The organism is Lysobacter sp. CCNWLW3 (assembly GCF_036697405.1).
Taxonomy (GTDB): domain Bacteria; phylum Pseudomonadota; class Gammaproteobacteria; order Xanthomonadales; family Xanthomonadaceae; genus Lysobacter.
Genome location: NZ_JBAHWA010000002.1, coordinates 295,620 through 320,733 on the forward strand (window position 1 = coordinate 295,620; position 25,114 = coordinate 320,733).

At 63.4% G+C, this 25,114-nt stretch carries 23 protein-coding genes; 11 read left to right on the forward strand and 12 right to left on the reverse strand.

Features of this window, described 5'->3' with window-relative positions; translation table 11 throughout:
- Positions 1 to 40 precede the first annotated feature (40 nt).
- The 9 genes from V1318_RS06610 to V1318_RS06650 are packed head-to-tail and all read left to right on the forward strand — an operon-like array spanning position 41 to position 10,905.
- Positions 41 to 1,243, forward strand: a complete 1,203-nt coding sequence (locus tag V1318_RS06610; protein ID WP_332938790.1) for a cystathionine gamma-synthase — start codon at positions 41 to 43, stop codon at positions 1,241 to 1,243.
- Entirely contained in the window at positions 1,240 to 2,031 is a 792-nt protein-coding gene (locus V1318_RS06615; RefSeq protein ID WP_332938791.1) for an ABC transporter permease, read from the forward strand. The genes V1318_RS06610 and V1318_RS06615 overlap by 4 nt, the downstream gene beginning before the upstream one ends.
- Positions 2,021 to 3,403: an ABC transporter ATP-binding protein gene (locus V1318_RS06620; protein ID WP_332938792.1), complete on the forward strand. Its 1,383-nt coding sequence runs from the start codon at positions 2,021 to 2,023 to the stop codon at positions 3,401 to 3,403. Before V1318_RS06615 ends, V1318_RS06620 begins: the two co-directional genes overlap by 11 nt.
- Positions 3,400 to 7,068, forward strand: coding sequence for a methyltransferase domain-containing protein (locus V1318_RS06625; RefSeq protein WP_332938793.1), 3,669 nt, complete (start codon positions 3,400 to 3,402; stop codon positions 7,066 to 7,068). The genes V1318_RS06620 and V1318_RS06625 overlap by 4 nt, the downstream gene beginning before the upstream one ends.
- A complete protein-coding gene (locus V1318_RS06630) occupies positions 7,065 to 8,027 on the forward strand; it encodes a GDP-mannose 4,6-dehydratase (protein WP_332938794.1) in 963 nt (320 codons plus the stop codon). Before V1318_RS06625 ends, V1318_RS06630 begins: the two co-directional genes overlap by 4 nt.
- Positions 8,024 to 9,052: a dehydrogenase gene (locus V1318_RS06635; RefSeq protein ID WP_332938795.1), complete on the forward strand. Its 1,029-nt coding sequence runs from the start codon at positions 8,024 to 8,026 to the stop codon at positions 9,050 to 9,052. The genes V1318_RS06630 and V1318_RS06635 overlap by 4 nt, the downstream gene beginning before the upstream one ends.
- A complete protein-coding gene (locus V1318_RS06640; protein ID WP_332938796.1) occupies positions 9,049 to 9,636 on the forward strand; it encodes a D-sedoheptulose 7-phosphate isomerase in 588 nt (195 codons plus the stop codon). The genes V1318_RS06635 and V1318_RS06640 overlap by 4 nt, the downstream gene beginning before the upstream one ends.
- Entirely contained in the window at positions 9,623 to 10,327 is a 705-nt protein-coding gene (locus tag V1318_RS06645; RefSeq protein WP_332938797.1) for a nucleotidyltransferase family protein, read from the forward strand. Before V1318_RS06640 ends, V1318_RS06645 begins: the two co-directional genes overlap by 14 nt.
- A complete protein-coding gene (locus V1318_RS06650) occupies positions 10,327 to 10,905 on the forward strand; it encodes an HAD family hydrolase (protein WP_332938798.1) in 579 nt (192 codons plus the stop codon). The genes V1318_RS06645 and V1318_RS06650 overlap by 1 nt, the downstream gene beginning before the upstream one ends.
- Before the next feature lie 11 nt (positions 10,906 to 10,916).
- Here the strand turns inward: V1318_RS06650 and V1318_RS06655 are convergent, their stop codons facing one another.
- On the reverse strand, positions 10,917 to 11,843 hold the full coding sequence (locus V1318_RS06655) for a class I SAM-dependent methyltransferase (RefSeq protein ID WP_332938799.1): 927 nt from the start codon (positions 11,841 to 11,843) through the stop codon (positions 10,917 to 10,919).
- A gap of 344 nt (positions 11,844 to 12,187) precedes the next feature.
- On the opposite strand from V1318_RS06655, the gene V1318_RS06660 reads away from it, so the two are divergent.
- A complete protein-coding gene (locus V1318_RS06660; protein ID WP_332938800.1) occupies positions 12,188 to 14,290 on the forward strand; it encodes a hypothetical protein in 2,103 nt (700 codons plus the stop codon).
- A gap of 57 nt (positions 14,291 to 14,347) precedes the next feature.
- On the opposite strand, the gene V1318_RS06665 is transcribed toward V1318_RS06660, so the two are convergent.
- The 10 genes from V1318_RS06665 to V1318_RS06710 form a co-directional block, all read right to left on the reverse strand.
- Positions 14,348 to 14,749: a GtrA family protein gene (locus V1318_RS06665; protein WP_332938802.1), complete on the reverse strand. Its 402-nt coding sequence runs from the start codon at positions 14,747 to 14,749 to the stop codon at positions 14,348 to 14,350.
- Entirely contained in the window at positions 14,730 to 15,386 is a 657-nt protein-coding gene (locus V1318_RS06670; protein ID WP_332938804.1) for a MaoC/PaaZ C-terminal domain-containing protein, read from the reverse strand. The genes V1318_RS06665 and V1318_RS06670 overlap by 20 nt, the downstream gene beginning before the upstream one ends.
- 3 nt (positions 15,387 to 15,389) lie before the next feature.
- Positions 15,390 to 16,364, reverse strand: a complete 975-nt coding sequence (locus tag V1318_RS06675) for a hypothetical protein (RefSeq protein WP_332938807.1) — start codon at positions 16,362 to 16,364, stop codon at positions 15,390 to 15,392.
- Positions 16,361 to 17,167 (reverse strand): WxcM-like domain-containing protein, encoded by an 807-nt coding sequence (locus V1318_RS06680; RefSeq protein WP_332938808.1) that lies wholly within the window; start codon positions 17,165 to 17,167, stop codon positions 16,361 to 16,363. Before V1318_RS06680 ends, V1318_RS06675 begins: the two co-directional genes overlap by 4 nt.
- Complete coding sequence (locus V1318_RS06685; protein ID WP_332938809.1) at positions 17,164 to 18,138, reverse strand: glycosyltransferase family 2 protein; 975 nt, start codon at positions 18,136 to 18,138, stop codon at positions 17,164 to 17,166. The genes V1318_RS06680 and V1318_RS06685 overlap by 4 nt, the downstream gene beginning before the upstream one ends.
- A complete protein-coding gene (locus tag V1318_RS06690; RefSeq protein WP_332938810.1) occupies positions 18,123 to 19,229 on the reverse strand; it encodes a DegT/DnrJ/EryC1/StrS family aminotransferase in 1,107 nt (368 codons plus the stop codon). The genes V1318_RS06685 and V1318_RS06690 overlap by 16 nt, the downstream gene beginning before the upstream one ends.
- Before the next feature lie 62 nt (positions 19,230 to 19,291).
- A complete protein-coding gene (locus V1318_RS06695; protein ID WP_332938811.1) occupies positions 19,292 to 19,774 on the reverse strand; it encodes a hypothetical protein in 483 nt (160 codons plus the stop codon).
- An 84-nt stretch (positions 19,775 to 19,858) separates the two neighbouring features.
- Positions 19,859 to 20,806: an electron transfer flavoprotein subunit alpha/FixB family protein gene (locus V1318_RS06700; RefSeq protein WP_332938812.1), complete on the reverse strand. Its 948-nt coding sequence runs from the start codon at positions 20,804 to 20,806 to the stop codon at positions 19,859 to 19,861.
- On the reverse strand, positions 20,806 to 21,552 hold the full coding sequence (locus V1318_RS06705) for an electron transfer flavoprotein subunit beta/FixA family protein (RefSeq protein ID WP_332938813.1): 747 nt from the start codon (positions 21,550 to 21,552) through the stop codon (positions 20,806 to 20,808). The genes V1318_RS06700 and V1318_RS06705 overlap by 1 nt, the downstream gene beginning before the upstream one ends.
- 173 nt (positions 21,553 to 21,725) lie before the next feature.
- Complete coding sequence (locus V1318_RS06710; RefSeq protein ID WP_332938814.1) at positions 21,726 to 22,541, reverse strand: D-hexose-6-phosphate mutarotase; 816 nt, start codon at positions 22,539 to 22,541, stop codon at positions 21,726 to 21,728.
- 131 nt (positions 22,542 to 22,672) lie between these two features.
- Here V1318_RS06710 and V1318_RS06715 point away from each other — a divergent pair, with 131 nt between their 5' ends.
- On the forward strand, positions 22,673 to 24,085 hold the full coding sequence (locus V1318_RS06715; RefSeq protein WP_332938815.1) for a mannose-1-phosphate guanylyltransferase/mannose-6-phosphate isomerase: 1,413 nt from the start codon (positions 22,673 to 22,675) through the stop codon (positions 24,083 to 24,085).
- Positions 24,086 to 24,112: 27 nt separating this feature from the next.
- Here the strand turns inward: V1318_RS06715 and V1318_RS06720 are convergent, their stop codons facing one another.
- On the reverse strand, positions 24,113 to 25,024 hold the full coding sequence (locus V1318_RS06720; protein ID WP_332938816.1) for a hypothetical protein: 912 nt from the start codon (positions 25,022 to 25,024) through the stop codon (positions 24,113 to 24,115).
- Positions 25,025 to 25,114: the final 90 nt, after the last annotated feature.

Consider the following 25,114-nt stretch of genomic DNA (forward strand, 5'->3'; position numbering starts at 1 on the left):
AATTCGCGTTTGCGCATGCTAGCTGAATCGGAAGGACGCAATGACTGAACGAAAGCCGGATGGCGGGGCGCACAAGCCCGGACTGGGCACCCTCGCGATCCATGCAGGCCAGTCGCCCGACCCGACCACGGGTGCGGTGATGACCCCGATCTACGCGACCTCGACCTACGCCCAGAGCAGCCCCGGCGTGCACCAGGGCTTCGAGTACTCGCGCAGCCATAACCCGACCCGCTTCGCCTACGAGCGCTGCGTGGCCGGCCTGGAAGGCGGCAGCCACGGTTACGCCTTCGCGTCCGGCCTGGCCGCGACCTCGACGATCCTGGAAATGCTCGACTCGGGCAGCCACGTGATCGCGATGGACGACGTCTACGGCGGCACCTACCGCCTGTTCGAGCGCGTGCGCCGCCGCTCGGCCGGCCTGGACTTCAGCTGGGTCGACCTCAGCGACATCGCCGCCTTCGAGGCCGCGATCCGTCCGCAGACCAAGCTGGTCTGGATCGAGACCCCGACCAACCCGCTGCTGAAACTGGTCGACGTGGCCCGCATCGCCGAGATCGCGCGCAAGCGCGGCCTGATCGTGGTCGTCGACAACACCTTCTCCTCGCCGATCCTGCAGCGCCCGCTCGAACTGGGCGCGCACCTGGTCATGCATTCGGCGACCAAATACCTCAACGGCCACTCCGACATCGTCGGCGGCATGGTCGTGGTCGGCGACGATGCCGGCATCGCCGAACAGATGACCTTCCTGCAGAACGCCGTCGGCGGCGTGCAGGGCCCGTTCGACAGCTTCCTCGCCCTGCGCGGCCTCAAGACCCTGCACCTGCGCATGAAGGCGCACTGCGAGAACGCCCAGGCGCTGGCCGAATGGCTGCAGACCCACCCGTCGGTCGAGAAGGTGATCTACCCGGGCCTGACCTCGCACCCGCAGCACGAACTGGCCAAGCGCCAGATGCACGGCTTCGGCGGCATGGTCAGCATCCTGGTCAAGGGCGGCATGGACGGCGCGCGCCGGATGATGGAGCGCTGCGAGCTGTTCGCGATCGCCGAATCCCTGGGCGGCGTGGAGAGCCTGATCAACCACCCGGCCGTGATGACCCACGCCTCGATCCCGCCCGACCGTCGCGCCGCCCTGGGCATCGCCGACAACCTGGTGCGCCTGAGCGTGGGCGTCGAGTCGCTGGACGACCTTAAGCGCGATCTGGAGTACGCGCTTGCCGGAGACGCACGAGGTGGCGGTGTATGAGCATGCTGCCAATTGGGCCGCAGGAACGCTCGCTGGTGTGGGAGCTGACCAAACGGGATGTATTGGGCCGCTATCGCGGCGCGAGCTTCGGCCTATTGTGGTCGCTGATCAGCCCGTTCTTGATGCTGATGGTCTACACATTGGCATTTGGCTTCATTCTCAAAAGCAAATGGCCAGGTACCGGATCCACTCGGGATTTTGCCTTGATTCTGTTCGCGGGCTTGTCGGTGCATGGGTTTTTCGCCGAGTGCCTGACTCGCGCGCCGCAACTCATCCTCTCTAACGCCAACTACGTAAAGCGCGTCGTATTTCCGCTGCAACTGCTTTCGTGGAGCATGATTCTGTCGGCAGCGTTTCATCTGCTGATGAATCTGGCTGTGCTGTTGCTGCTTAAGCTGTTCTGGCACTCGGAAATCCACTGGACGTCGATTTATCTGCCGCTGGTCATGCTGCCTTTGCTCGGATTGGCAGTAGCGGTGTCATGGCTGGTGTCAGCTTTGGCCGTCTACTTCCGCGACATCGGCCAGTTCGTCGGCGTGCTCTCGGCGGCGATGCTGTTCCTGTCCTCGGCGATCATTCCCCTGGACTCGGTTCCCCAGGCCTATCGTTGGGTGTTCATGCTCAATCCGTTGACTCTGATCATCGATCAGGTGCGGGAAGTGACCATATGGGGAAGGACGCCGGATTGGCAGGCGCTGCTTTTCTACGCGACCGGAGTCGTGGTGTTCGCGCTGTTCTCCTACCAGGTATTTCGCAAGCTCCGCCGGGGGTTCGCCGATGTCCTCTGACGTTGCGACTCTGATGGATGCCGGCCGCGATTCGGCCATTCGAGTCGAGGCCGTCGGCAAGTGCTATCGGATGTACCGAAAGCCCTCCGAACGGCTGCTTCACGCGCTGACCGGCGCAGCCAAGCCGTCCGAGTTCTGGGCGCTGAAGGGCGTCAGTCTCGATATTCGGCGCGGCGAAACTTTCGGCATTGTCGGTCGGAATGGGTCCGGCAAGTCCACCCTGTTGCAGATCGTCGCGGGTACTTTGTCGCAAACCGAAGGCCAGGTGTCCGTCGCTGGCCGCATTGCCGCGTTATTGGAGCTCGGCAGTGGGTTCAATCCGGATTTTACCGGGCGCGAAAACGTCTACCTTAATGCCACGATTCTCGGTTTGAGCCGTCGTGAGATCGATGAGCGCATGCAGAGCATCCTCGATTTCGCAGGTATAGGCGATTTCATCGACCAACCGGTCAGAAGCTACTCCAGCGGAATGTCCGTCCGGCTCGCCTTCGCGGTGATCGTCCATGTCGATGCCGATGTTCTGATCGTTGACGAAGCGCTTTCCGTCGGCGATGCGTTCTTTTCGCAAAAGTGCATGCGTTTTTTGCGCGAGTTCCAGCGCAGGGGCACATTGCTTTTCGTGAGCCACGATGCTGCGGCGGTCACTAATCTGTGCGATCGGGCGGTATGGCTGGACAAAGGCACGGTCCAGGCAATTGGCGACGCGAAGGAAGTCGTTGAGCAGTACATGGCCCAGCAGCACGCCGACAGCCGAAATGCCGAGGGAAGGAACAACGTCAAGCTCGGCTCGCCCGTGCCGGTGGCGAGCCTTGACCGCAGCATGGAGCGGGACATTCGCGCGGCCGAAATGGCCTCGATTGGCGCGACAACGCGATACAGCATATTCCAGTTCGACGAGGCGGCGGTAGGGAGCCAGTTCGGTACCGGATTGGTATCGATCAAGGGAGTTCAGTTGCTGGCGAAGGATAGCGGCGAGCCGTTGCAATTCCTCGACGGCGGCGAACTCGTCCGCTTGCGCATCAGTTGCCAATTGGAGAGCGACCTGCAGGGGCTGATACTGGGCTTTTACGTCAAGGATCGGCTCGGACAGCGTCTATTCGGCGACAACACCTACTTTAGCTATCGCCACAGGCCTGTAGAGGGCCGGGCCGGAGACGTTCTGCACGCTGATTTCGTTTTTAGGATGCCGATCATGCCTTCCGGTAGCTACATGGTCGACGTGGCCGTGGCTTCCGGCGATCAGGATGACCATACCCAGCATCATTGGATGCACGATGCTTTGGAGTTCCGTACGACCGACACGACAATGCGGCATGGGCTGGTCGGCTTGCCGATGCTCGGAGTGGAGCTTATTTGGGATGCCGGGCAATGAAGTTCACGGGCGAGCGTTTTATGCCGTCGGAGAACGGCGAGATCCGTCAGGAGCATCTGCATCGCTATTCGTGGTGCGCGCCGATGGTCGAGGGATTGGATGTGCTGGACATCGCCAGCGGCGAAGGTTACGGCAGTGCGATGCTGGCGAAGGTTGCAAAGTCCGTTCTGGGCGTAGATATCAGCGCCGAAGCCGTGCAGCACGCTTCCCAGAAATATGCGCAGCAGCGGAACCTGAACTTCTTGGCCGGTTCGGCGGCACAGATTCCTGCGCAGACCGCTAGTTTCGACGCCGTGGTTTCGTTTGAGACCATCGAACATCTGCTCGAGCAGGAACAGATGCTCGATGAGATCAAGCGCGTGCTGAGGCCGGGCGGCTTTCTGGTTATTTCGTCCCCCAATAAGAAGGTGTATTCCGAACAGTCCGGGCATCACAATGAGTTCCATGTCAAGGAACTGGAGCTGGAAGAGCTTTGCGGAATTCTGCAGGCTCGGTTTCATGCCGTAAGGTTGTTCGGCCACCGGCTTGCGGTCGCCTCGACAATATCGGCCGTCGAGCCTGATGTAGGCGTCGAGTCGGGCGAGATGCTGGCGTTGGCGGATACCGGGAAATCAATCGAGCGCCGTGCGCCGCGACTGGAGGATCCGGTCTACTACATCGCTATCGCATCGGATGCCCCGGCGAAGATGCCCCGCGCTTTGCCATCGGTCCTGCATTCGGAGTCGGAAGACCTTTATCAAAGGCATCGCGAAATAGCGAAATGGGCTCAATCTCTCGATGTGGAGGTCGAGCGCCTGGGCGAATTGGTGCGTAACGAGCAACGCCAGAACGAGGAAAAGTCGCTCTGGGCGCAGACCTTGCAACTCGAGCTCGAAGAGCTGAAGGTGCGCTACCGCGAGTTTCAATCCGAAGTTGGGTCGCGCACCGTAAGCGAGGATCGCGATGCCCTTCCGGAAGGGCGTGAGAAGGACGGTGCGCTGGCGATACGCACGCGTGACGAGTTCGCTGCTATAGAGGATCGCCACGGACGGCTACAGCAACGACTGAGCGAGTTGGAAGGCCGAGAGGCCGAGCTCCAGGACATAGCGCGCACGCGTGAGGAATGGGACATAGAGCTCGAGCGCAGGCTTGCCCAGCGCGACCGCATGCATGCGGATATGCAGCGTGAGGCCCAGGAACGATTGATGGCGGAATGGGGTTTGGGCCTGCATGGGGACATCGGACGGCTAAGGGACGAGTTGAAGGGGCACTTGCTGTCCACGCGTGAATCGCTTGGAGAGCTCAGTATCGAGATCGGTAACGAACGAGCGCATCACGCCGGCCGGCAAGAGCGACTGCTGCAAGAGCTTGGGGAGTCCAAGAGATTCAATCTCGAGCTGGAGCGCAAGTTGAACGAACTGCTGGCGTCGCGTTCGTGGGCTTGGACCCGCATGCTTCGATTCGCCTTCCGGGTGCTGCGTGGGCAGTGGAGTGCGGTTGCCGATTCGTTGCGGCGTTCCTCGCTGGCCCGGCATCCCGCGCTACGTTTCCTGCGCGTCCCGGTTCGTAATTGGCTGATGCGACGTTCTCGTGCCGAGGTCAATCCGGCGGAGAACTTGTCGCTCGCTGCGGTCGAAGCCGATCAGGAGGCCGCGTTCGCGGAGATCGCATTTGAGGCCGTGGACGACCCTGTGGTGACGGTGCTGATTCCCACCTACGGCAATTTCACGTATAGCCTCGCCTGCGTCCGCTCGATCGCCAAGGCCGGCGCCAACGTCGCGTTCGAAGTGCTTGTGGTCGAAGATGCGTCCGGCGACGCGGAGATCGGCCGCCTGGCGCAGATTCCCGGGTTGCGCTATCACGAAAACACCGAGAATCTCGGTTTTCTGATGTCGTGCAACAAGGCTCTCTCGTTGGTGCGCGGAAGGTACGTTTGCTATCTCAACAATGACACTGAAGTCAGCAAGGGCTGGCTGGACGCATTGCTGGACGTGTTTCAGTCTCATGGGGACGCGGGTCTGGTCGGCTCCAAGCTCATTTACCCCGACGGCCGGCAGCAGGAGGCTGGCGGGATCGTTTGGTCCGACGCCAGTGCGTGGAATTTCGGACGGCTGCAGGATCCGCTGGAATCCCAATACAACTACCTGCGTGAGGTCGACTACATTTCGGGCGCCGCCGTCATGGCCCCTCGCGCGTTACTCAACGAGATGGGTGGGTTCGATCCCCACTTCGCGCCCGCGTACTGCGAAGATACCGACTTGGCGTTCCGGATGCGCCGGCGTGGCCTGAAGGTCTATTTCCAGCCGCGTTCCGTGGTGGTGCACCATGAGGGCGTCTCGCATGGAACCGATGTTGCCAGCGGCATCAAGGCCTATCAGGTTTCCAATCAGGCCAAGTTCCGCGAACGTTGGCGAGAGGTGCTGGAAAGCGAACACTTCCAGAACGCGGAACTTCCATTCCTCGCGCGCGACCGATCGCAGTTGAAGAAAACGATCTTGGTCATCGACCACTATGTACCTCAGGGCGACAGGGATGCCGGCTCCAGGACGATGTGTCAGTTCATGTCGCTGTTCCAGAAGAAGGGGATGTCGGTAAAGCTCTGGCCGGAGAATCTCTGGTACGACCCGATCTACACCCCGCGGCTGCAGGGGGCAGGAATCGAGGTCGTTTACGGCCCCGAGTATGGCGGCAGGTTCGAGCAATGGATCAAGGAACACGGCGCTTGTATCGACTACGTCCTGCTGAGCCGTCCGCATATTTCCGTGCAGTTCATCGACGCCTTGCGGCGGCACACTAATGCACCGTTGCTCTACTACGGGCACGACGTCCACCATGTGCGCCTGGCTGCGCAGATCGAAGTCGGAGACGGTGGTGAGGACGTCCAATCCCAGATGAAGGCGATGGCCGAACTCGAGGGGCGGGTCTGGAGGAGCGTGGATACGATCTACTATCCGTCGGCCACCGAGACCAGCCATGTCCAGCAATGGCTGTCGAACGACAAGGAGTCGCAGGCCAAGGCGCTGACGATCCCGGTATACGCTTTCGATAGCTTTCCAGATGATCCAGCGGGCAATCTCCACGAGCGCGCTGATTTGCTCTTCGTGGCGGGCTTCAGTCATGGGCCGAACTGCGATGCGGCCGTATGGTTCGTTCGCGAAGTGATGCCTTTGATCCTCGATAAAGCACCCGGAGTCCGTATCCACTTGGTTGGATCGAACCCTACAGCCGCTGTGCGCGACCTCGCGTGCTCGGCCGTTCATGTCGCCGGCTACGTCAGCGATGAAGAGTTGAACGCTTACTACAAGCGCAGTCGCGTAGTGGTCGCGCCGCTACGCTACGGCGGAGGCATGAAGGGCAAGGTTGTCGAAGCGATGCGTTTCGGTGTGCCGACGGTCACCTCTGCTGCGGGCGCTCAAGGCCTGGCTGAGGCGGAAGATTTTTTGAGGCCGGCGGTTTCCGCGGAGGATTTCGCGCACGGCGTGTTGCGGTTGCTCGGCGACGATGTCGAATGGCGGCGCGTGTCTGCGCTGGCGCAGGCGTTCGCCAGGAGGGTCTTCTCCGAAGAGGCGTTGTGGAACGTCGTGTCTGTCGATGTGGATCCAACGGAATATCCCGACGTCGATGCGCGGCGTCAGAAAGTGCAGCAAAACAAGGCAATGGCTTTAAGCTCAAAGGGACGTCCATGAAAATACTCGTTTTGGGAGCTACGGGTTTCGTCGGTAGCTATCTGATGGAGCGAGCGATCGCCGCCGGCCATGAAGTGTTGGGGACCAGTTACAATCCCACCATCAACGTGCGCGATTGGGCTGCGTTCCAAGATAAGGTCGTTCGCTGCGACATTCGTTATCGGGAGCAGACCGATGAGGTCGTCGCTGGCTTCCGGCCGGACGTGGTGTATCTGCTCTCCGCTCAAAGCTATCCGGCGTTGTCCTGGAAGGCTCCGCTGGAAACCCTGGATACCAACGTGCTGGGGACCGCGAATGTGCTTGAGTCGATCAGGGCCGCTGGTATAGATCCTGTTGTCGTAGTCGCCTGCTCCAGCGCTCAGTACGGCGAAGTGGAGGCGGCCGACATCCCGGTCAAGGAAGAACACGCATTGCGTCCGCTGCATCCCTATGGGATCAGCAAGGTGGCCACTGAAATGCTGGCGCTGCAGTACTGGTCCACCTGGAAGATTAGGAGCGTTTGCGCGCGCATATTTAATACCACCGGGGCGCGTAAATCCGGCGACGTTTGCGCGGACCTGACACAGCGAGTGGCCCGCATCGAGGCGGGGCAAATCCCTCCCGTTCTCAAAGTGGGCAATCAGGACACTTGGCGAGCAATCACTGACGTGCGCGACTTGGCCAATGCGTTGGAATTGCTGGCCGAGAAAGGCGAGGCGGGCGGGGTTTACAACATTAGTGGAACCCGGACCTATCAGATTCGCCAGTTGGTGGAACAAGTGGTGGCCGCAGCGCGGGTGCCGATCAGTGTGGAGACCGATCCTGCGCTGTTGCGCCCCAGCGACGAGAAGGTGATTTTCGGCGACTCTAGCCGCCTGATCGAACGTACGGGTTGGAAGCAGCAGGTCGATATCGAAACCACTCTCGGCGATATGCTTGAGTATTGGAGGCGCGCGCTAGGGGCAGGGGGGAGCGCATGATCGTCCGGTCCCGAGCTCCGTTGCGACTCGGCCTTGCTGGTGGTGGTACCGATGTTTCGCCGTTCTGCGACCAGCACGGCGGCTTCGTCATGAACGTCACCATCAACAAGTACGCCTACGCGACCATCGATGCGTCATCAGACGGGCATGTTTGTTTTCACGCTCTGGATGCCGAGGTGATACAGAGCGTTCGGCCAGAAGAAGCCGATCTTGCGCCCGGACCGCTGCAGCTTATGAAGGGGGTGTACAGACGCGTCACCCGTCAGTACCTGAATGGACGCGCGCCCGCCGTGCGCATTCGGGCTGCGTCCGATGCTCCTCCCGGTTCCGGATTGGGCTCGTCGTCCACCATGGTGGTCGCGCTGGTCACGGCATTTGCCGAGTACTTCGACCTGCCGTTGGGCGAGTATGAAATCGCTCATTTGGCCTACGATATCGAGCGCAAGGACCTGGGGCTGTCTGGCGGCAAGCAGGACCAATACGCAGCTTCGTTCGGCGGATTCAATTTCATGGAGTTCTACGCCGACGATCGGGTCATCGTGAATCCGTTACGGGTCAAGGATTGGGTATGGGCCGAGTTGGAGTCCAGCCTGGTGCTGTACTTCACCGGCGTCTCACGCTCGTCCGCTCAAATTATCGACGAGCAATCGCGGAATATTCAGGAAGGGCGCAGCTCGTCGCTCGATGCCATGCATAGGCTCAAGGATGAGGCGACGAAGATGAAAGAGGCGATATTGAAGGGCGATCTGCGTCGCTTCGCCGATGTGATGCAAGCGGGCTGGCTGGCTAAGAAGCAAAGCGCCGCCAGCATCAGCAACCCGATGATCGAGGAAATCGAAGAGACCGCCAAGAGCAACGGTTCCCTGGCCACCAAAGTGTCCGGCGCGGGCGGAGGGGGGTTCATGATGTTCATTTGCGAGCCTTGCGAACGGGCTCGCTTGGTCCGCGCGCTCAATGCTATGGACGGCACGGTCTACGACGCTCACTTCACTCACAGCGGCGCAACCGCTTGGAAGATCCTATGAAAGACTTCGTCGCGCACGAATTTCAAAAGTTGCTGACCAATTTCCAGAATATGGCTCAGGACCCGATCTTGGCCGAGGACATCCTCAGGGCCGTGAGCCTGTGCGTCGATGCCCTGCGCGCTGGCGGAAAGATCATGTTCGCCGGAAACGGGGGCAGCGCCGCCGACGCGCAGCATTGGGCGGGAGAATTGGTTAGCCGCTTCTATTACGACAGGCCGGGCTTGGCTGCCGTTGCGTTGACGACCGATAGCAGCATCCTGACGGCAATCGGCAACGACTATGGCTACGACTACACCTTCGCCAGGCAGATCGAGGCCCTGGGCCGGAAGGGCGATGTTTTTGTCGCGATCTCGACCTCGGGCAATTCACCGAACATAGTTCGCGCGGTGGATGCGGCCAAGCAACGAGGCATATCCGTCATCGGATTCGCGGGAGAGAGCGGCGGTAAGCTCGCCCCGGCCAGCGACATGTGTTTCCGGATTCCCTCCAGCGAAACTCCGCGCATCCAGGAAGGGCATGAGTTCATCGGGCATCTGTTGTGCGCGTTGATCGAGCGCGAGATGTATCCGAATGAAGCCAACTGAAGAGGCGATAGTGCTTGCGGGCGGTTTCGGCACCCGCCTGCGCGCCGTAGTCAGCGATGTACCCAAGCCGCTTGCCTTGGTGGCGGGCCGCCCTTTTCTTGCCTGGCTGCTCGATGGATTGGCCGAAAGCGGTATACGCCGCTGCGTGTTGGCCACGGGCTACCTGGCCGAACAGGTCGAAGCGCAGATTGGTGCGCGATGGCGTGGGATGGACATAGCCTATTCGGTGGAGCCGGAGCCATTGGGTACGGGCGGGGCGATACGGCTCGCCGCGGACCGGTTGCTCGGCGAGAGCGTGCACGTTCTCAATGGCGATACGTGGCTGAAGTATTCGCCCAGCGCTCTGGAGACCATGGCCTCGAAAGAGGGCGTGCAGATGGCCATGGCATTGGCTCATATGGAAGATGTGGGGCGTTACGGGGCCGTGGAAATACGGGCGAGCAGAGCCGTCGGCTTTCTGGAGAAGGGTCGTACCGGTCCGGGCTGGATCAATGCGGGCTGTTACTTCCTCGGCAAGGATGCGTTGAGGGAGTTGCCGGCGGCGACCGCTTTTTCCTTTGAGCGCGATGTGCTGCAGCCCGGTGCGCGGTTGGGAAAAGTCGCCGCCTACACGGAAACAACCGGTTTTATCGACATCGGCGTGCCCGAGGACTATGCGCGAGCGCAATCGCTCTTCGCCGAGGGCGAATGATGGCGTACGCTTCCAGCGCCCCCTACATCGACCCTGGCGCGCAGTTGCTGTTGGCGGATGTGCCGGCGCCCCACAAGGCTTTGTTTCTGGATCGGGACGGCGTGATCAATACCGACCACGGCTACGTGCACACGCCCGAGCGCACGGACTGGGTTCCCGGCATTTTCGATCTGGCTGCGCAAGCTCGGAGTTGCGGCTTCCTTGTGGTCGTCGTTACCAATCAAGCCGGAATCGCACGCGGGTACTACGATGAAGCGCAGTTCTATCGATATACCCAATGGGTGCACGAGCAGTTCGCCAGCCGCGGGGCTCCCCTGTTGGCGACCTATTTTTGTCCACATCATCCGGACGCCGGGTTAGGCGAATTGAAGATGGCCTGCAGTTGCCGCAAGCCTCAACCAGGCATGCTGCTGCAGGCCGCGCAAGACTGGGATATTCGTCCAGCGTCTTCGGTGCTGGTTGGAGACCAGGCAAGCGATATCGAGGCCGCGAGGCTTGCGGGCTTGGGCCAGGCGTTTCGCGTCGAGGGTGGCGACTGGGGTCCGGCTCTGGATTGGATAGCGCGCGCCGTTCGCTGAGTTTTTCGCGGTCAGCGAATGGCCATCAGGGACCACAAGCCGTACAGACAGCCTTGATCGTGGTTCCAAGGCATTACCATGCGCACGCTCCGAAAGCCGGCGGCACGGAAGTTGTCCAGTACGTCCCAGCCGAAATGGTAGAAGCAGAGCACGCCATCGCCAATGGGATCGCCGTGATACTCCGGTTCGAGTAGATGGGTCACCGCACCTTGTTCGTCCATCTTGGCGCGGACCACGGTGCTGGGGCCGTCGGTGAACGGAAAGGTCGCTACGCAAACGCCACCGGGGCGTAAAGTTCGGCCGAATTCGGCGATTGCCTTGGAGTAATCGGGGACGTGTTCGAGCACGTCGAACGATGTGATGGCATCCAGACTGGCGTCTTCGAAGCTAAGCTGCGTCACATCCTGGAAGCTCACGTCGCCAATGCCTCCTGCCGATCGGAAGCTTTGGCTCAGCGCATGGAGCTTGTCCGGATCGGGCTGGAATTCGCTGCCGTGCAGGTCCGCCCGCAGGTGGCGCTGCAGCCATAGGAAGGCGGGAGTCATCTGTTCGGTTACGTATACGGTCGGCAGTGTCGCGCCACCGCGGTTCCATCCAAGCCAATGCTGTAGCCGGGCGCCAAGTCCTCGCAGCGGCTCGCCGGACATGTTCGGCTTGGACTGTCCTTGGGAAAGGTGATCGAGTAGCAGGCGCAAACTCGCTCGTATGCGCGCACTGTGCTTGCAGGACAAGCAGAGCAGGCTTTCACGGACATTGGGCTGCGCGCGGTCGGCATCCGCGGCGAGCGCGAATCCTTTACTGCTCCCGCATAGCCCGCATGTGCCGGGCACCCGACTCCAATCGCAGTCGGCCTTGAATCGCTCGGAGGCGAGCCAAGCTTCCCGCAGCGAAGAGTCCTGGTCGCGCGCCGACCATGTGTCGAATCCGTATAAGGTCATGCGAGCACCATTGGCCCAGGAATTGTACGATAGTCGCATTATAGTGACGTGCGGAGGCGGTTTTGTAGACTCCGCGCCGGTTGTTTCAAGTTGGGGTGGTAAGCACGCATTCGTTCGTTGGAATCTGGTTGGGCTCGGGCCTGCGGACTTCTAGTCGATCTTGCGTACTCGATCCACGCAAGCCTGCTGGGCGCGGTCGGCCTTCGAGCCGGCTCGATATCGTGGTCGTCGGTCCTGTGCAGGCGGGGCAGCGCCTTCCACGTCAAGCTGGTGCGTTGGTGCGAAGATTTTCGACGGCAAGCAATATGAGTGCGCCTGGCTGTAGATAAAAATAGGATTCACCGATGACGCGCGTCTCCCGCGATGACGTACTTGCATACTTGGCTGTCGCCGTCGTGGCGATCGTCCTGGTCTGGGTTGGATACCACGGTCGAGCTCTGCTGGGCCATCCGGACGGCACCGAGATCTTCGCTCCCTTTGCGCTCGATGCCAGTTTGCTCGTTCAGCGAGAGGGCCTGCACGGCCTGCTGTTCGATCCTTATGTGCTGGCAGGCTATAGCCAGTGGCAGAATGCCAACTATCACCCGATCTACCCGCTGTTCTTCAACTGGTTGGGCAGCGATAGCTCGCTAAGCGACACGTTGTCGCGCCTCGAATTCGTCATCCGGCTGCATCTGGTTTGGTATGCGCTGGGCCTGTACTTCATGAGCAGGAGGCTGGGGGCGAGCAAGCTGGCCGGTTTCGTGATCGCGGCCGCAGCGCCTTGGATGCCGGCGGCAGTTTCGACAACGATGTGGCCGCATATCGTGGCGGCGGTGTCGTGGATACCCTGGGTGCTTGGTTTCAATATCGCCGTCGCGCGACGGCCGGGCTTTTCGGTTCCGCTCGCAGTGGGCTTGGCGCTCAGTGCAAGCATGCTGATTTACGCGCAGCCCGCCCAGACCATGGTCATCACGGTGCTGGGGTGTGTGATGTTCTGGGGCGTGGTATTGGGAGCGGCTTTCCTGCGCCGAACCGATAGCCCGAGCGAGCGCATGAGCGGAACCGTTGCGACGCTGGCCCTAGCCGGTTTGATCACCTGCTGTTTGAGCGGCTATTACCTCTTTACGCTCCTGGACTTCCACGCCAACACCATTCGCTGGTTGGGGCGCTACGGCGAGATCGTCGGCAATCAGGCCATTCCGCTGGATGCCATGCGCGAATGGGGATACCGGGCCAGCGATATGGTCGGCCTGATTTCTCCGGATCAAGGCAATACGAAGGACGTGGGCAACCTGTTTCTCGGCATCCCGGTGCTATTCCTGGCCGCGGCGGCGTTGGTCAATGGTCGCGATCCGGTGAGGTGGGCGCTACTGGCCATCGCTTGCATGTCGCTGGCTTTGGCCAGTCAATGGCTGGCGCCGCTGACGATTAAGATTCCCGCGGCCGGCAAAGTGCGTCAACTTGCGTGGTGGACATGCTTGATGTTGACGGTATGCCTGCCATTGGCGGCCATGGGGATAGACCGCCTGAATGCGTCCATCGGCCAAAAAAGCTGGCAGCGCGCTCTACTCGCGGCACTTGTCGTCACAGCGCTTGCCGGGCTTTCCGCCGGCGATAACCTGCCCCTGGCCGTGGCGGTCGTAGGTACAGGTGCAGTACTGATCGCGATGCTCACGCAGTCGCCGCGAATGTTGGCCGCTGCTTGTTTCGCGCTGCCGTTGATGGTGTTGGCCTACGCGGTTCCCGGGACGAAATTTCCACTTGAGGGGCGTGCGGCGGCTGAGGCTGCGACTGAATGCTGCGCCGATATGGAGGCGATCGCAAAAGGGGCCGCAGCGGCCTTCACAGAAGAGCAGAAGCTCAGCTATCGCTTCGCCGTGGATCCTTCGGTGCCCAACCAGCGATTCCTGGCTCATTTGCTCGCCAGTCACGGTCTTAGGATGATACGCGGCAATGTACATCCGCAAGACTACGACAAGTTCCGGCTGCTGTTCTTCCCGTCGTTGTCGGTGTCGCGAATCTACGGGGTGAAGTACGTCTTGCAGAAGGATGCCGAGGGCGGATGGCAGTGGCAGGAGCAGGCGGGAGCGTTACCTCGCGCCTATTTTGTGGCCGGTACGCCGACCCTTAAAGGCGATGCGGTGGATTTCCTGCTCGACCGCCCGAGGGCGCCGGTCACGAGCCTTGTTGTCGAGTCGGCCCCGCCGGAAGGCGCCGCGCCGGATGCCGGCGGACCTGCGGCAGGACAGATTATCGCGGCCAAGTTCGACAAGCTGGGGCCCTTAAGCGCGACGGGCACGATCACTGCGTCAGGGCCCGGTTACTTTGTCTGGAACGAAGCGCCGCAGGGCAGCTGGGTCGTCAGAATCAATGGCGAAGAGCGTGAGTGGATCCCAGTCAATGGCTATCAGATAGGCGTGGCGTTGCCTCGGGCGGGATCGTACAGATTCGAAGTAACGCCCTAAGCGCCCGGCCACCTCATGGCGCCGGGTGATGGCCTTCAGAACGGCGTGGGCGACCACTCAGGAGTTGCTGCTCCGGGACCGGATCAGCAATCGGGTGAGCAAGAAACTGAGAGGCAGCGTCACGAGCGTGGCCACCACTGGAGCCCAGGGCTCTGGGATGCGGAGTAGACGAACGCTTGCCCAGACGACCGCCATGCCCGCCATATAGTTCATGACGTGGACCAGGGGAAAGGCCATCAGCTTTCGCCACGACCAGGGAATCCCGAATACGAACCACGTGTTGATGGCAAATCCGGTCAAGATGCCGGCGGCGTAGCTGGCGGTGTAGGCGACGGGGTAGGTCAGCCACTGCAGCAATATCCAATAGAGGCCGTAAGTGGCCAGGGTATTGGCGCCACCGCCGATCAGGAAACGTAGCGCTTCGCCACGGAGTGAGGCGCTACGGATTCGACTGAGCACGATTTTCGATCCGCGGAAGGCGGCTCATGACATCGGCATAGGCGATTGACGCGTGACGCCCGCGAGCCGGATCGAGGAGTTGGGCGACGATCAGATAGGTGTTCCTAACCGGATCGTGTCGCGGGGTCGAGACTCTGATGCTGTACGCGCGCTCGGGATAGACCGGCGCGAGATACAGGCATTGGCTGCGCAGATATAGCGTGCCGTTCCCGGGATACTCCATTCCGAGCAGGCGGGTAAGCCATCCGTTGAACAGCATTCCATGCGAAATTCTGCCCTCAAAACCCTGCTCACGGGCGGCTTCGTCGTCGAAGTGGACCGGGTTCATGTCACCGCTGAAACGCCCGTAGGCTTCTACGTCTTCGCAGCTGACCGAATAGTCGTAGTGCCTGACCGGCAGCACCGAGCGGGTCAGAAGCGGGGTCAATACGCATCTGCTGCGGCCGGAGGCTGCGCATGCGCCGGTCTGGTGGAGATCGAGAGGATAGCCCAACCGTTCCAATTGCCCCAGCGTCCGGGAGGCATCAGCGACCACGCTTACGACATCTGCACGCTCGGCCAGGATAAGCGCGGCCAGTTCCTTCAACGGGCGTTGGTCGAGGTTCCACTCGATCTCGGTGGGGGCTGCGACGTCCATGCCTCAGAGAAGCCTGCGGAAGATGTGTTCGCCCTTGCCGAACCGGTATCCCAATTTCTCCCAGCTGCGAATGACCGCGTTGTTCGTGATCTGCGTGATCAGGAACGAATGTTCGGCGCCGATGCTGCGAAGATGCTCGTCCAGTTCGGAGATGATGCGTACGTACCAGCCCTTGTGGCGCGACGAAACCGCGCTCAGCACGGGCTGTGCGAGTCGAAGATTCCAGCCCTTCCAGTGTTCGCGATGGTATTTCGCGGTGCAAAACGCTTCGGGTTCATCCACATCGGGGACGATGGTGGTATCGGCAAATCCGCCGACGATCGATGCTTCTATCCAACGCTCCATCATTCTGTCCGCATCTTGATCGGACATGGCGATATCGGCGTGGAAACGATCGTACGGATTCACCATTTCACGCGCGGTGCGTGCCAGCGATGCGACGTCATGAGGGCCGGCCATTCGGGTTGCGTGTCGCTGGCCCGCAGCCGGGGTCAGCGAGCGGTGGTAGTGGCAGCGCGTCTCGATCAGCTCGAACCCGGTCTTGGCCAGGCTGCGTAGAAGATGCAGGTCGTTGGGGGAAGCCGGCGCCAGTACATAGTCGATCCCCCGCGATTTGGCGATGGCGAGCACGGCATCCAGCGCCGCCGCCGCGGGAGCGCCGTCTTCGCGCAATCCAGCGCATTCGCCCGCCTTGACCAACGCATTGAGGCGCGCCATGCCGCGCGAGAAGAAGGTCGAATCCCAGGGCAGGGTCTCAAGCAGTACCCAGTATTCCTGCCCGTTGACCTGCACGCTGTAACGGAGATCGTCTTGCTCGGCTAGCGGGCGGAGCCATTGCTCAAGCAGTACCTCGCGATCGTAATCCGCGTCCAACTCGCGTATGAACGAGTGAGGGCCCGAAATGGCGGCCTTCTGCAGGCCGAGACGTATCGTTGCCGCATCGTGCAGGGACAGGAGCAATGTGGCATGAGTGCTCATCGATCGCCTCGAGCGTCGGCGGCCAGCCGGACAAACTCACCGTAGTCGCGGATGTATTCGTTAGAATCGTACAACTCGGATGCGAATACCAGCAGGACCGCATCTGCCGAGTACTTGTACTGAATGCCCCATATCAACGGCGGAAAGTGCAAACCCACGGACGGATCGTCCAGATGGAACTCCTCGCGTGTTCGACCGTCGTCGGCCACCACGGACAGACTCCCCTTTGCGCAGATCAGGAACTGATGGCAGATCCGATGGGCGTGTTCGCCGCGCACTTCGGCGTTCGGGACACCGAACACCATGAAGTAACGTTTGACGTCGAATGGAACGGATCGGCCGAATTCGCCGACGGTGAGGTTGCCTCTAAGGTCGAGCACCTTAGGCAGCCTGTGCAGGGTGACGCCGGCCACGGACGTGTCGACCTGACCCACTGCCCCCGGGGTCCTGGCTAACGCGACGGGCTGGGTGGAAGATGAGGTGTAACCGACAATCTGAGCTGGATTGCCGGCCACAATCGCGTGAGGCGGGACATCCCGGGTGACGACCGAGCCTGCCTGCACCAAGGCGCCGCGGGCTACGGTCAGCGGCCCGTAAAGTATGGCGCCGGCCTGGATGCGGACGTCTGATTCGACGACGACCTTGCCGCTGCCGCCGGAATCCACGACCACTCCGGCCGCCAAGACGCACCGCGCGCCGATGTCGCAAGCTCCGTTCAGCACTATGCCCGGAGCGAGCACGGCGTCCGCGGCTACTTGGGCTTGCGCGGACATCCGAACTTCATCGTGCGATTTTCCGGTCATGACGATTTGTCTGCTCCTTCAGGCTCTCCGAAACGAACGGCGATCATCGGAATGCTGAGCGGCCGCTGTTTCGTGTTCTCGTACGCGCGCCAGCTGTAGTTGCCCACCAGGCCCAGGCCGAGTGCGTTCAGGCCGCCGAAGAACAGCACGGCGAGCATGGTGCCGGCGTATCCAGGCACGTCGACCAGGCCCAGCAGGCGCGTAGCCAGAACGAGGGTGCCCAGGAGCGACGCCAGGCCTATGCCTGCGATTCCGCTAGCCAAGAGCAGGCGTATGGGCGCATCGGTGAAAGCGAAGATGCTGTCGAGCAGATAGGTGAACTTCTTTCTGAACGTCCATGCGCTCTTGCCATGGCGCCGCTCACGGCGTACGTAAGGTATGAAGGCCCGGCGGCCACCCATCCAGAACAGCAGGCCGAGCAGGCTGCCGTTGGCTTCGCCGAAGGCAACCACCCTGTCCAGGAACTGGCGGTTGATGCCGAATACGTCCACCCCGCCGACCGGAACGTCCCGCTGAACAAAACGACGGTAAATCCACCAGAACATCGAGGCGAACAGGCTGGACAACCAGGGATCGTTCCTGGCCTCGCGAATACCGAATACCACGTCCGCTTCGTTACGCTCCAGCTGCCTGAAGAACTCCACAACGAGTTCCGGGGGCTCCTGAAGGTCGGCCGCCATTACCGCCGCGAAGTCGCCGCGGGAATGAATCAGGCCCTCGCGGATCGCGGCGAAGGAGCCGAAATTCCGCGAAAGCAGGATCAGTTGCGAGCGCAATCCGCTCGCAGGGAGCTTTTCGTTGAGCTGGATGTGGCTGTCGTCAGGGCTGCCGTCCACCACGAAAATGGTTTCCAGCTTGCCTTCGAGTTGGGATTGCAGGGCAGCGCAAGCTGCGATCAAGTCGCCTATCGATTCCGCATTGCGATAGACCGGAATGACCAGCGAATACTTGGGCTTCAGAACTGATTGCATGCGTCGATGACACGTTGAACTTCCGTGTCGTCCAGTTCGGGGAAACAGGGCAGCGTCAAGGCAGTGGCGGCCTGAAGCTCAGCGACCGGCAGCCGTACGCCGTCGAAGCTGCCTGCGTGGCAGGGTTGGCGATGATCGGGTACCGGGTAATGGACCTCGGTCTGGATGTGCTGGGCATGCAGGTGCTCACGCAGCGCATCGCGGCGTGGACTGTGGACCACATAAAGGTGGCCGACGTATTCCTCGCCGGCCGTAGCCGGCACGGCGATGTCCGGGTGGCCGATGGCTTCGGAGTAGCGATTGGCTATTTCGCGGCGCCGATCGTTCCAGCCGTCCAGCAGCGGCAACATCAAGTCCAGCATCCTCGCTTGGATCTCATCCAGGCGGCTGTTGCGGCCGCCGCCGAGTTCGTTGCTGTATTTTGCCGACCAACCGTACTGCCGCAGCTGGCGTGTGCGCTGCGCAAGCGCAGGATCGGACGTGACCACAGCGCCGCCATCGCCCAGCGCGCCGAGGTTCTTGGTTGGATAGAAACTAAAGGCTGCGATATCGCCGAAACTGCCGGCGGTGCGGCCGTTCCTGCGTGCGCCGTGCGCCTGGGCGCAATCTTCCACGACCGCAATGCCATGTTCCCGGCAGAGGCTGACTAGCGCCTCGATTGCGGCAAGCCTGCCGTACAGGTGCGTAACGATCACGGCCTTGGGCGCGTGCTCGGCCAAAACCGCGGCAAGCTGCTGCGGGCACATCGTGGAGCTGGCGGCCTCCACATCGACGAAAAGCGGGTGCGCGCCACACGCCAACACGGCCGTAGTTCCGTACATCGCCGCGTTGGCTGTGACGGCCACCTGGTCTCCAGGGACGACGCCAACGGCCTTCAGAGCCAATTCGAGCGCGTCAGTGCCGTTGGCGACACCGATGCAGTGCCCTGCGCCGCAGTATGCGGCGAAGGCGCTCTCGAAACGATTCACGTTCGGTCCCAATACGTAGTAGCCGCTGCGAATGACCTCGGAGGTGCTCGCGATGAGCGCGGCTTCTAGGGGGCGAGTATGTCGGCTCAGAGAGTTGACGGGGATGATGGGCGTGTCGGGCATAAAAGAGTGCTTGAGGCGCTGATGACAGGGAACGCGCTGCCACCGATGCGTGGCTACCGCGATCACTGGGCGTTGGAAGCGGCGGCGGGATCGGCGGCAGCCGGCGGGGGACAGGTCGGCCCGGCGATCACGACGCGATCCAATTCGGCTTGATCGGATTTATTGCGCAGGACGAAGACCGTTCCGGAATAGACCCAGGGCCCGGTGTCGGCCTCGCCGGCCGGTCCGCCGGCAGCGAAGATCTTGGAACTCTTCCCTTCGCCTACCAACAGCTCCGTCTGGGCTATGGCCGGATTGGCGCTGGCATTCCAAGCCAGCTTGACCTCGGCGCCGCTGTCGCAGGACGCCTCCCCGGGTGTGGCGGTCAACAGGTTGTTCGTGCCCTTGACCGATGCGGCCGCAACAGGCGCTTCTGCGATCGCGGCCACCACCGGCACCTCGGGTTGGGCGGCCGTGGTTGAGGGGCCGGGCGCGCTGTTTTGGGAGCAGCCGGCAGCAACGGTCAGTGCAAGCACCGAGAGGACAGATAGATGCTTAATATTCATAGTGTTGCGCCCTCTTTGATCCTAAGGTGGCGAAGCGACCTGTGCTAGGTCGCCCGCCAGTATTGGCCGTAATGCGCGAAAGTTCTAGTTGCGGCCCAGTTGAGTCACCAACTCCGGTAGCAACTGGAACAAGTCGCCGACCAGGCCGATGTCGGCGATCTCGAAGATCGGCGCATCGCCGTCCTTGTTGATCGCGACGATGGTGCCGGCGTCCTTGATGCCGGTCAGGTGCTGGATCGCGCCGCTGATGCCGATGGCGACGTAGAGCTCCGGGGCGATGATCTTGCCGGTCTGGCCGACCTGCAGCTCGTTGGGCACGTAGCCGGCGTCGACCGCGGCGCGCGAGGCGCCGACGGCGGCGCCGAGCTTGTCGGCGAAGTCGTAGATGATCTTGAAGTTGTCGGCCGAGCCGACGCCGCGGCCGCCGGAGACCACGCGCTTGGCGCTTTGCAGGTCGGGGCGATCGGACTTGCCGGCGGCCAGGCCGACATAGCGGGTGTGGGCGGGCAGGGCCGCGTCGACCGTAACCGCTTCGACCGCGGCGCTGCCGCCCTTGCCGGCTTCCGGCCAGGAGGCGGTGCGCACGGTGGCGACCACGGTGTGATCGGCCGGCGCTTCGACGGTGACGATGGCGTTGCCGGCGTAGATCGGGCGCTTGAAGGTATGGCTGGCTTCCACCGCCATCACGTCCGAGACCTGGGCCACGCCGAGCAGGGCCGCGACGCAGGGCATCAAATCCTTGCCGAAGGTGGTGGAGGGGCCGAACACATGGCTGTAGCCCTGCGCCAGCGCGACGATCTGCGGCGCCTGCACCTGCGCGATCGCGTTGGCGTTGGCGGCGTTGGCGACGGTCAGCACCTTGGCGACGCCGGCGATCTGCGCGGCGTCGGCTGCGACGGCGGCCGGGTCGGCGGCCAGCACGACCACGTCGATGGTCTCGGGCTTGAGCGCCTGCGCGGCGGACACGCACTTGGCGGTGGAGGCGTTGAGCTTGCCGTCCAGATGTTCGGCGACGATCAGTACCTTGCTCATCACAGCAACCCCTTCTGCTTCAGTGCGGCGACCAGTTCGGCCGCGTCCTTGACCATCACGCCGCGGCTGCGCTTCGGCGGCGGGGCGTAATGGGTGGTCTTGAGGGTGTCGCCGGTGTCGACTCCGAGGTCGGCGAAGGCGATCGACTCCATCGGCTTGCTCTTGGCCTTCATGATGTCGGGCAGCTTGATGAAGCGCGGCTCGTTGAGGCGCAGGTCGGTGGTGACCACCGCCGGCAGATCGACTTCCAGCGTTTCCAGGCCGGCGTCGACTTCGCGGGTGACCGTGGCCTTGCCGTCGGCAACCTCGAGCTTGGAGGCGAAGGTCGCCTGCGGGCGGCCCCACAGCGTGGCCAGCATCTGGCCGGTCTGGTTGGCGTCGTCGTCGATGGCCTGCTTGCCCAGGATCACCAGGTCCGGCTGCTCCTTCTCGATCAGCTTGAGCAGGGCGCGCGCGGCGGTGAGCGACTGGATCGGCTGGTCGCTGACGACGTGGATGGCGCGGTTGGCGCCCATCGCCAGGCCGTTGCGCAGGTGCGCCTGGGCGTCGGCGGGGCCGATCGTGGCGACCACGACCTCGGTCGCGATGCCCTTGTCGCGCAGACGCAGCGCTTCTTCCAGGGCGATTTCATCGAAGGGGTTGGCCGACAGCTTGACGCCGTCGGTGACCACGCCGGAGCCATCCGGCTTGACCTGAATGCGGACGTTGTAGTCCACCACGCGCTTGTAGCCGACGAGGATCTTCATCGTGCGGGGGTTCCTTGGGGGTGCCCGTTGGGAGGTGCACGGCCCGGAGGCCGAGAACCGCCAATTCTAGCGGAGACCGCTCGCGGGCGCAGGGGGGCGGGGCCGGCCGCGGCTCCCCCGGGGCTCGCCGAACTACGCCTAGCGTGCAGCCAACGTGCGCCGATCCGTACGGATTACGACACAGGCGTTCGGTCCGCCACGGTCAGGATCTGGCGCCCGAGCCAGTCCGCGCCCGCCGCCAGCACGAGCGGGCTGGCGACCGCGGCGGCTTCGACGCAGACGAATCGCGCGTACTCGCCCGCGCCCAGATCGCCCAGGCCGGCGGCGAGCGCGGCGCCGGGGTTCCAGACCACGGTGTCGGCGAAACCCTCGGCGTCGATGCGCAGGCCGCGTTCGCCGTCGAGCAGGCGCAGGCCGCCGGCCGTGTCGGGATAGAGGCGATCGATCTCGCCGTCGAAGCGCAGTTCGGCTTGGTCCTGGACGGCGGATGCGCCGGCGCGGGTGGCATCGCGGTAGGCGCGGCCGTGCAGGCCCTGGAGGCGCGCCGCGGCCAGATCGTCCACGCTCAGGTAGCTGTGCAGCGCGGCGGTGAACGCGAACGGCTGCCCCCCGGTGTTGCGCACGCGCAATGCGATCGCCAGTGCGTCGACGCCCAGCGCCAGCGTCAACTCGGCCTCGAACGACGCCGGCCACAGCGCGCGCGTGGCCGCGTCGTCGCGCAGCAGGAAGCGGCCCGCGCCCGCCGGCGTCCATTCGCGCACGCGCGCGAAACCGTGGCGCGGGCCGGGGCCGGCATCGGAGAACTGCGGAAAGATCACCGGCACGCCGCCGCGGATCGCCTGGCCCGGAACGAAGTTCGCGCGTGGGCTCAGGTACAGGCGTTCGCGGCCGCGGCAGGTCCAGGACAGCAGCTGCGCGCCGTGCAGGGTCACCTGCGCACTGGCATCGGCCGGCCCCTGCAGCCGCACCCGCGTCGGCCCGCCGCTCATGCCGCCACCGCGGGGCGGCGGGCCCGGGTGACTGCAGCCTGAGCGGCGGACGCCGCCGGCGCGCCGCCACCCCGGCGGCGCGCGCCCCCGATCCGGTACCCTTCACGAGGTAACCCCAGTGCGGAGTCGAAATGCTTCACCCGGTCATCCTCAGCGGCGGCAGCGGAACCCGATTGTGGCCGCTTTCGCGACAGAACCAACCCAAGCAGTTCCTGTCGCTGATCGGGGACCATTCGCTGTTCCAGGAAACCGTGCTGCGCGCGAGCAAGCTGCCCGACGCGCAGGCCCCGATCACGGTCTGCGCCGACGACCACCGTTTCATGGTCGGCGAGCAGTTGCAGGCGATCGGCGTGCGCAGCGGCGGCATCCTGCTGGAACCGGTCGCGCGCAGCACCGCGCCGGCGATCGCGGCCGCGGCGCTGCACGCGCTGGCCGGCGACGCCGATGCGCTGTTGCTGGTGATGCCGGCCGATCATCTGATCGAGGACGAGGCCGCGTTCCGCGATGCGGTCGCCGCGGCGATGCGCCTGGGCGACGAGAGCTGGCTGGTCGCGTTCGGCATCCGCCCCGACTACGCCGAAACCGGCTACGGCTACATCCTGCGCGGCGAGGCCCTGGGCCCCGACGGCTACCGCATCGAGCGCTTCGTCGAGAAGCCCGATCAGGCCACCGCCGAGCGCTACCTGGCCGAAGGCACCTACGCCTGGAACTCGGGCATGTTCCTGTTCCGTGCGCGCAGCTATCTGGACGAGCTGGCGCGGCTGGCGCCGGCGATCCACGCTGCCGCCCAGGCCGCGTTCGCCAGCGCCGGCGCCGATCTGGATTTCCTGCGCCTGGGCCAGGACGCGTTCGCGTCCAGCCCCAGCGACTCGATCGACTATGCGGTGATGGAAAAGACCGACCGCGCCGCGGTGGTGCCGGTGAGCTGCGGCTGGAGCGACATCGGCTCCTGGTCCTCGCTGTGGTCGGTGGCCGAACGCGATGCCGACGGCAACCGCCACGAAGGCGACGTGATTTCGGTCGACACCCGCGACAGCCTGGTGCGCGCCTCCGACCGGCGCATGATCGCCACCCTCGGCGTCGAGGATCTGGTGATCGTCGACACCGCCGACGCCACCCTGGTCGCGCGCAAGGACCGGGTCCAGGACGTCAAGATCATCGTCGACCGGCTCAAGGCCGCCGGCCGCCAGGAGCACCTGTTCCACCGCAAGGTCTACCGGCCCTGGGGCAGCTACGATTCGATCGGCGTCGGCGAGCGCTTCCAGGTCAAGAAGATCGTGGTCAAGCCCGGCGCCGCGCTCAGCCTGCAGAAGCACCAGCACCGCGCCGAGCATTGGATCGTGGTCTCGGGCGTGGCCGAGGTCACCTGCGACGACAAGGTGTTCGAGCTGCGCGAGAACGAGAGCACCTACATCCCGCGCGGCAGCGTCCACCGCCTGCGCAACCGCGGCAGCGAACCGGTCGAGCTGATCGAGGTGCAGTCGGGCGGTTATCTGGGCGAGGACGATATCGTCCGGCTCGAGGATGTGTACGGGCGCTCTTGAGGCGCCCGCCTTTTCGCATAAGCGAGCTTAGGGCGTCGCGGCCAGACGTTCGCGCAAGCGCGCCACGAAGCGATCCGCGCTGCCGTCGGCGTACGGAAAAAACAGCGAGGGCTCGCACAGCTCCAGTTCCAGCAGGCAGGGCCTGCCGCCGCCGTCGCGGATCAGGTCGACGCGCGCGTAGGCCAGTGGCGCGTCCAGTTTCAGCGCATCGCGCGCCGCGGTCAGGACCGCCTGCGCCAGCGCCTGTTCGTCCTGGCCGGGCTCGCGCGCGACGATCTGTTCGGGCGCGAACAAGGCCTCGGTGGCGCCGGTGTCGGGGCGCAGCAGCGCGCCCTTGCGGATCGCATGGCTGTAGTCGCCGTCGAAGTAGAGCAGGGCGGTTTCGCCGTCGCGATCGACCGAGGCCAGGTAGGGCTGCAGCAGCACGCTGCGGCCGGCGTCGAGCAGGCGCGCGATGTGGTTGGCGGCGGCGAACTCCTGCGAGCGTGCATACCGCTGGGTATCGCGCGAGCCGGCGCTGACCGCGGGCTTGACCACGAATTCGGCGGCCTGCGCGTGCTCGGCCAGAAAGGCCTGCAGCGCCGGCAGGGGCTCGGCCTCGGGCTCGACGAAGGCGCTGGGCACCACCGCCACGCCGCGCGCGGCCAGGTCGGCCAGATAGTGCTTGTCGGTGTTCCAACGCACCACTGGCAGCGGATTGAGCAGGCGCGATTGCGTGGCCACCCGTTCGCACCAACCCAGGAACTCCGGCAGGCGCTCGGTGTAGTCCCAGGGCGAGCGCAGCAGGGCGGCGTCGTAGCGTGTCCAGGCCACGCTGGGGTCGTCCCAGGCGCGCACCTCGGCGGCCAGCCCGGCGCGGGCGCAGGCTTCGATCAGCGGCACCATATCGGTGTCGGTTCCGGTAGCGGCGATGGCGGTGACCAGGGCGATCTTGCTCATGGCCGGAGTCTAACGTCGGGCCACGCCACTGGACGAGTGACCATTGCCCTAAGGTCCGGTGGGGGCGGGCGGCCGGGCGCGTTAAACTGC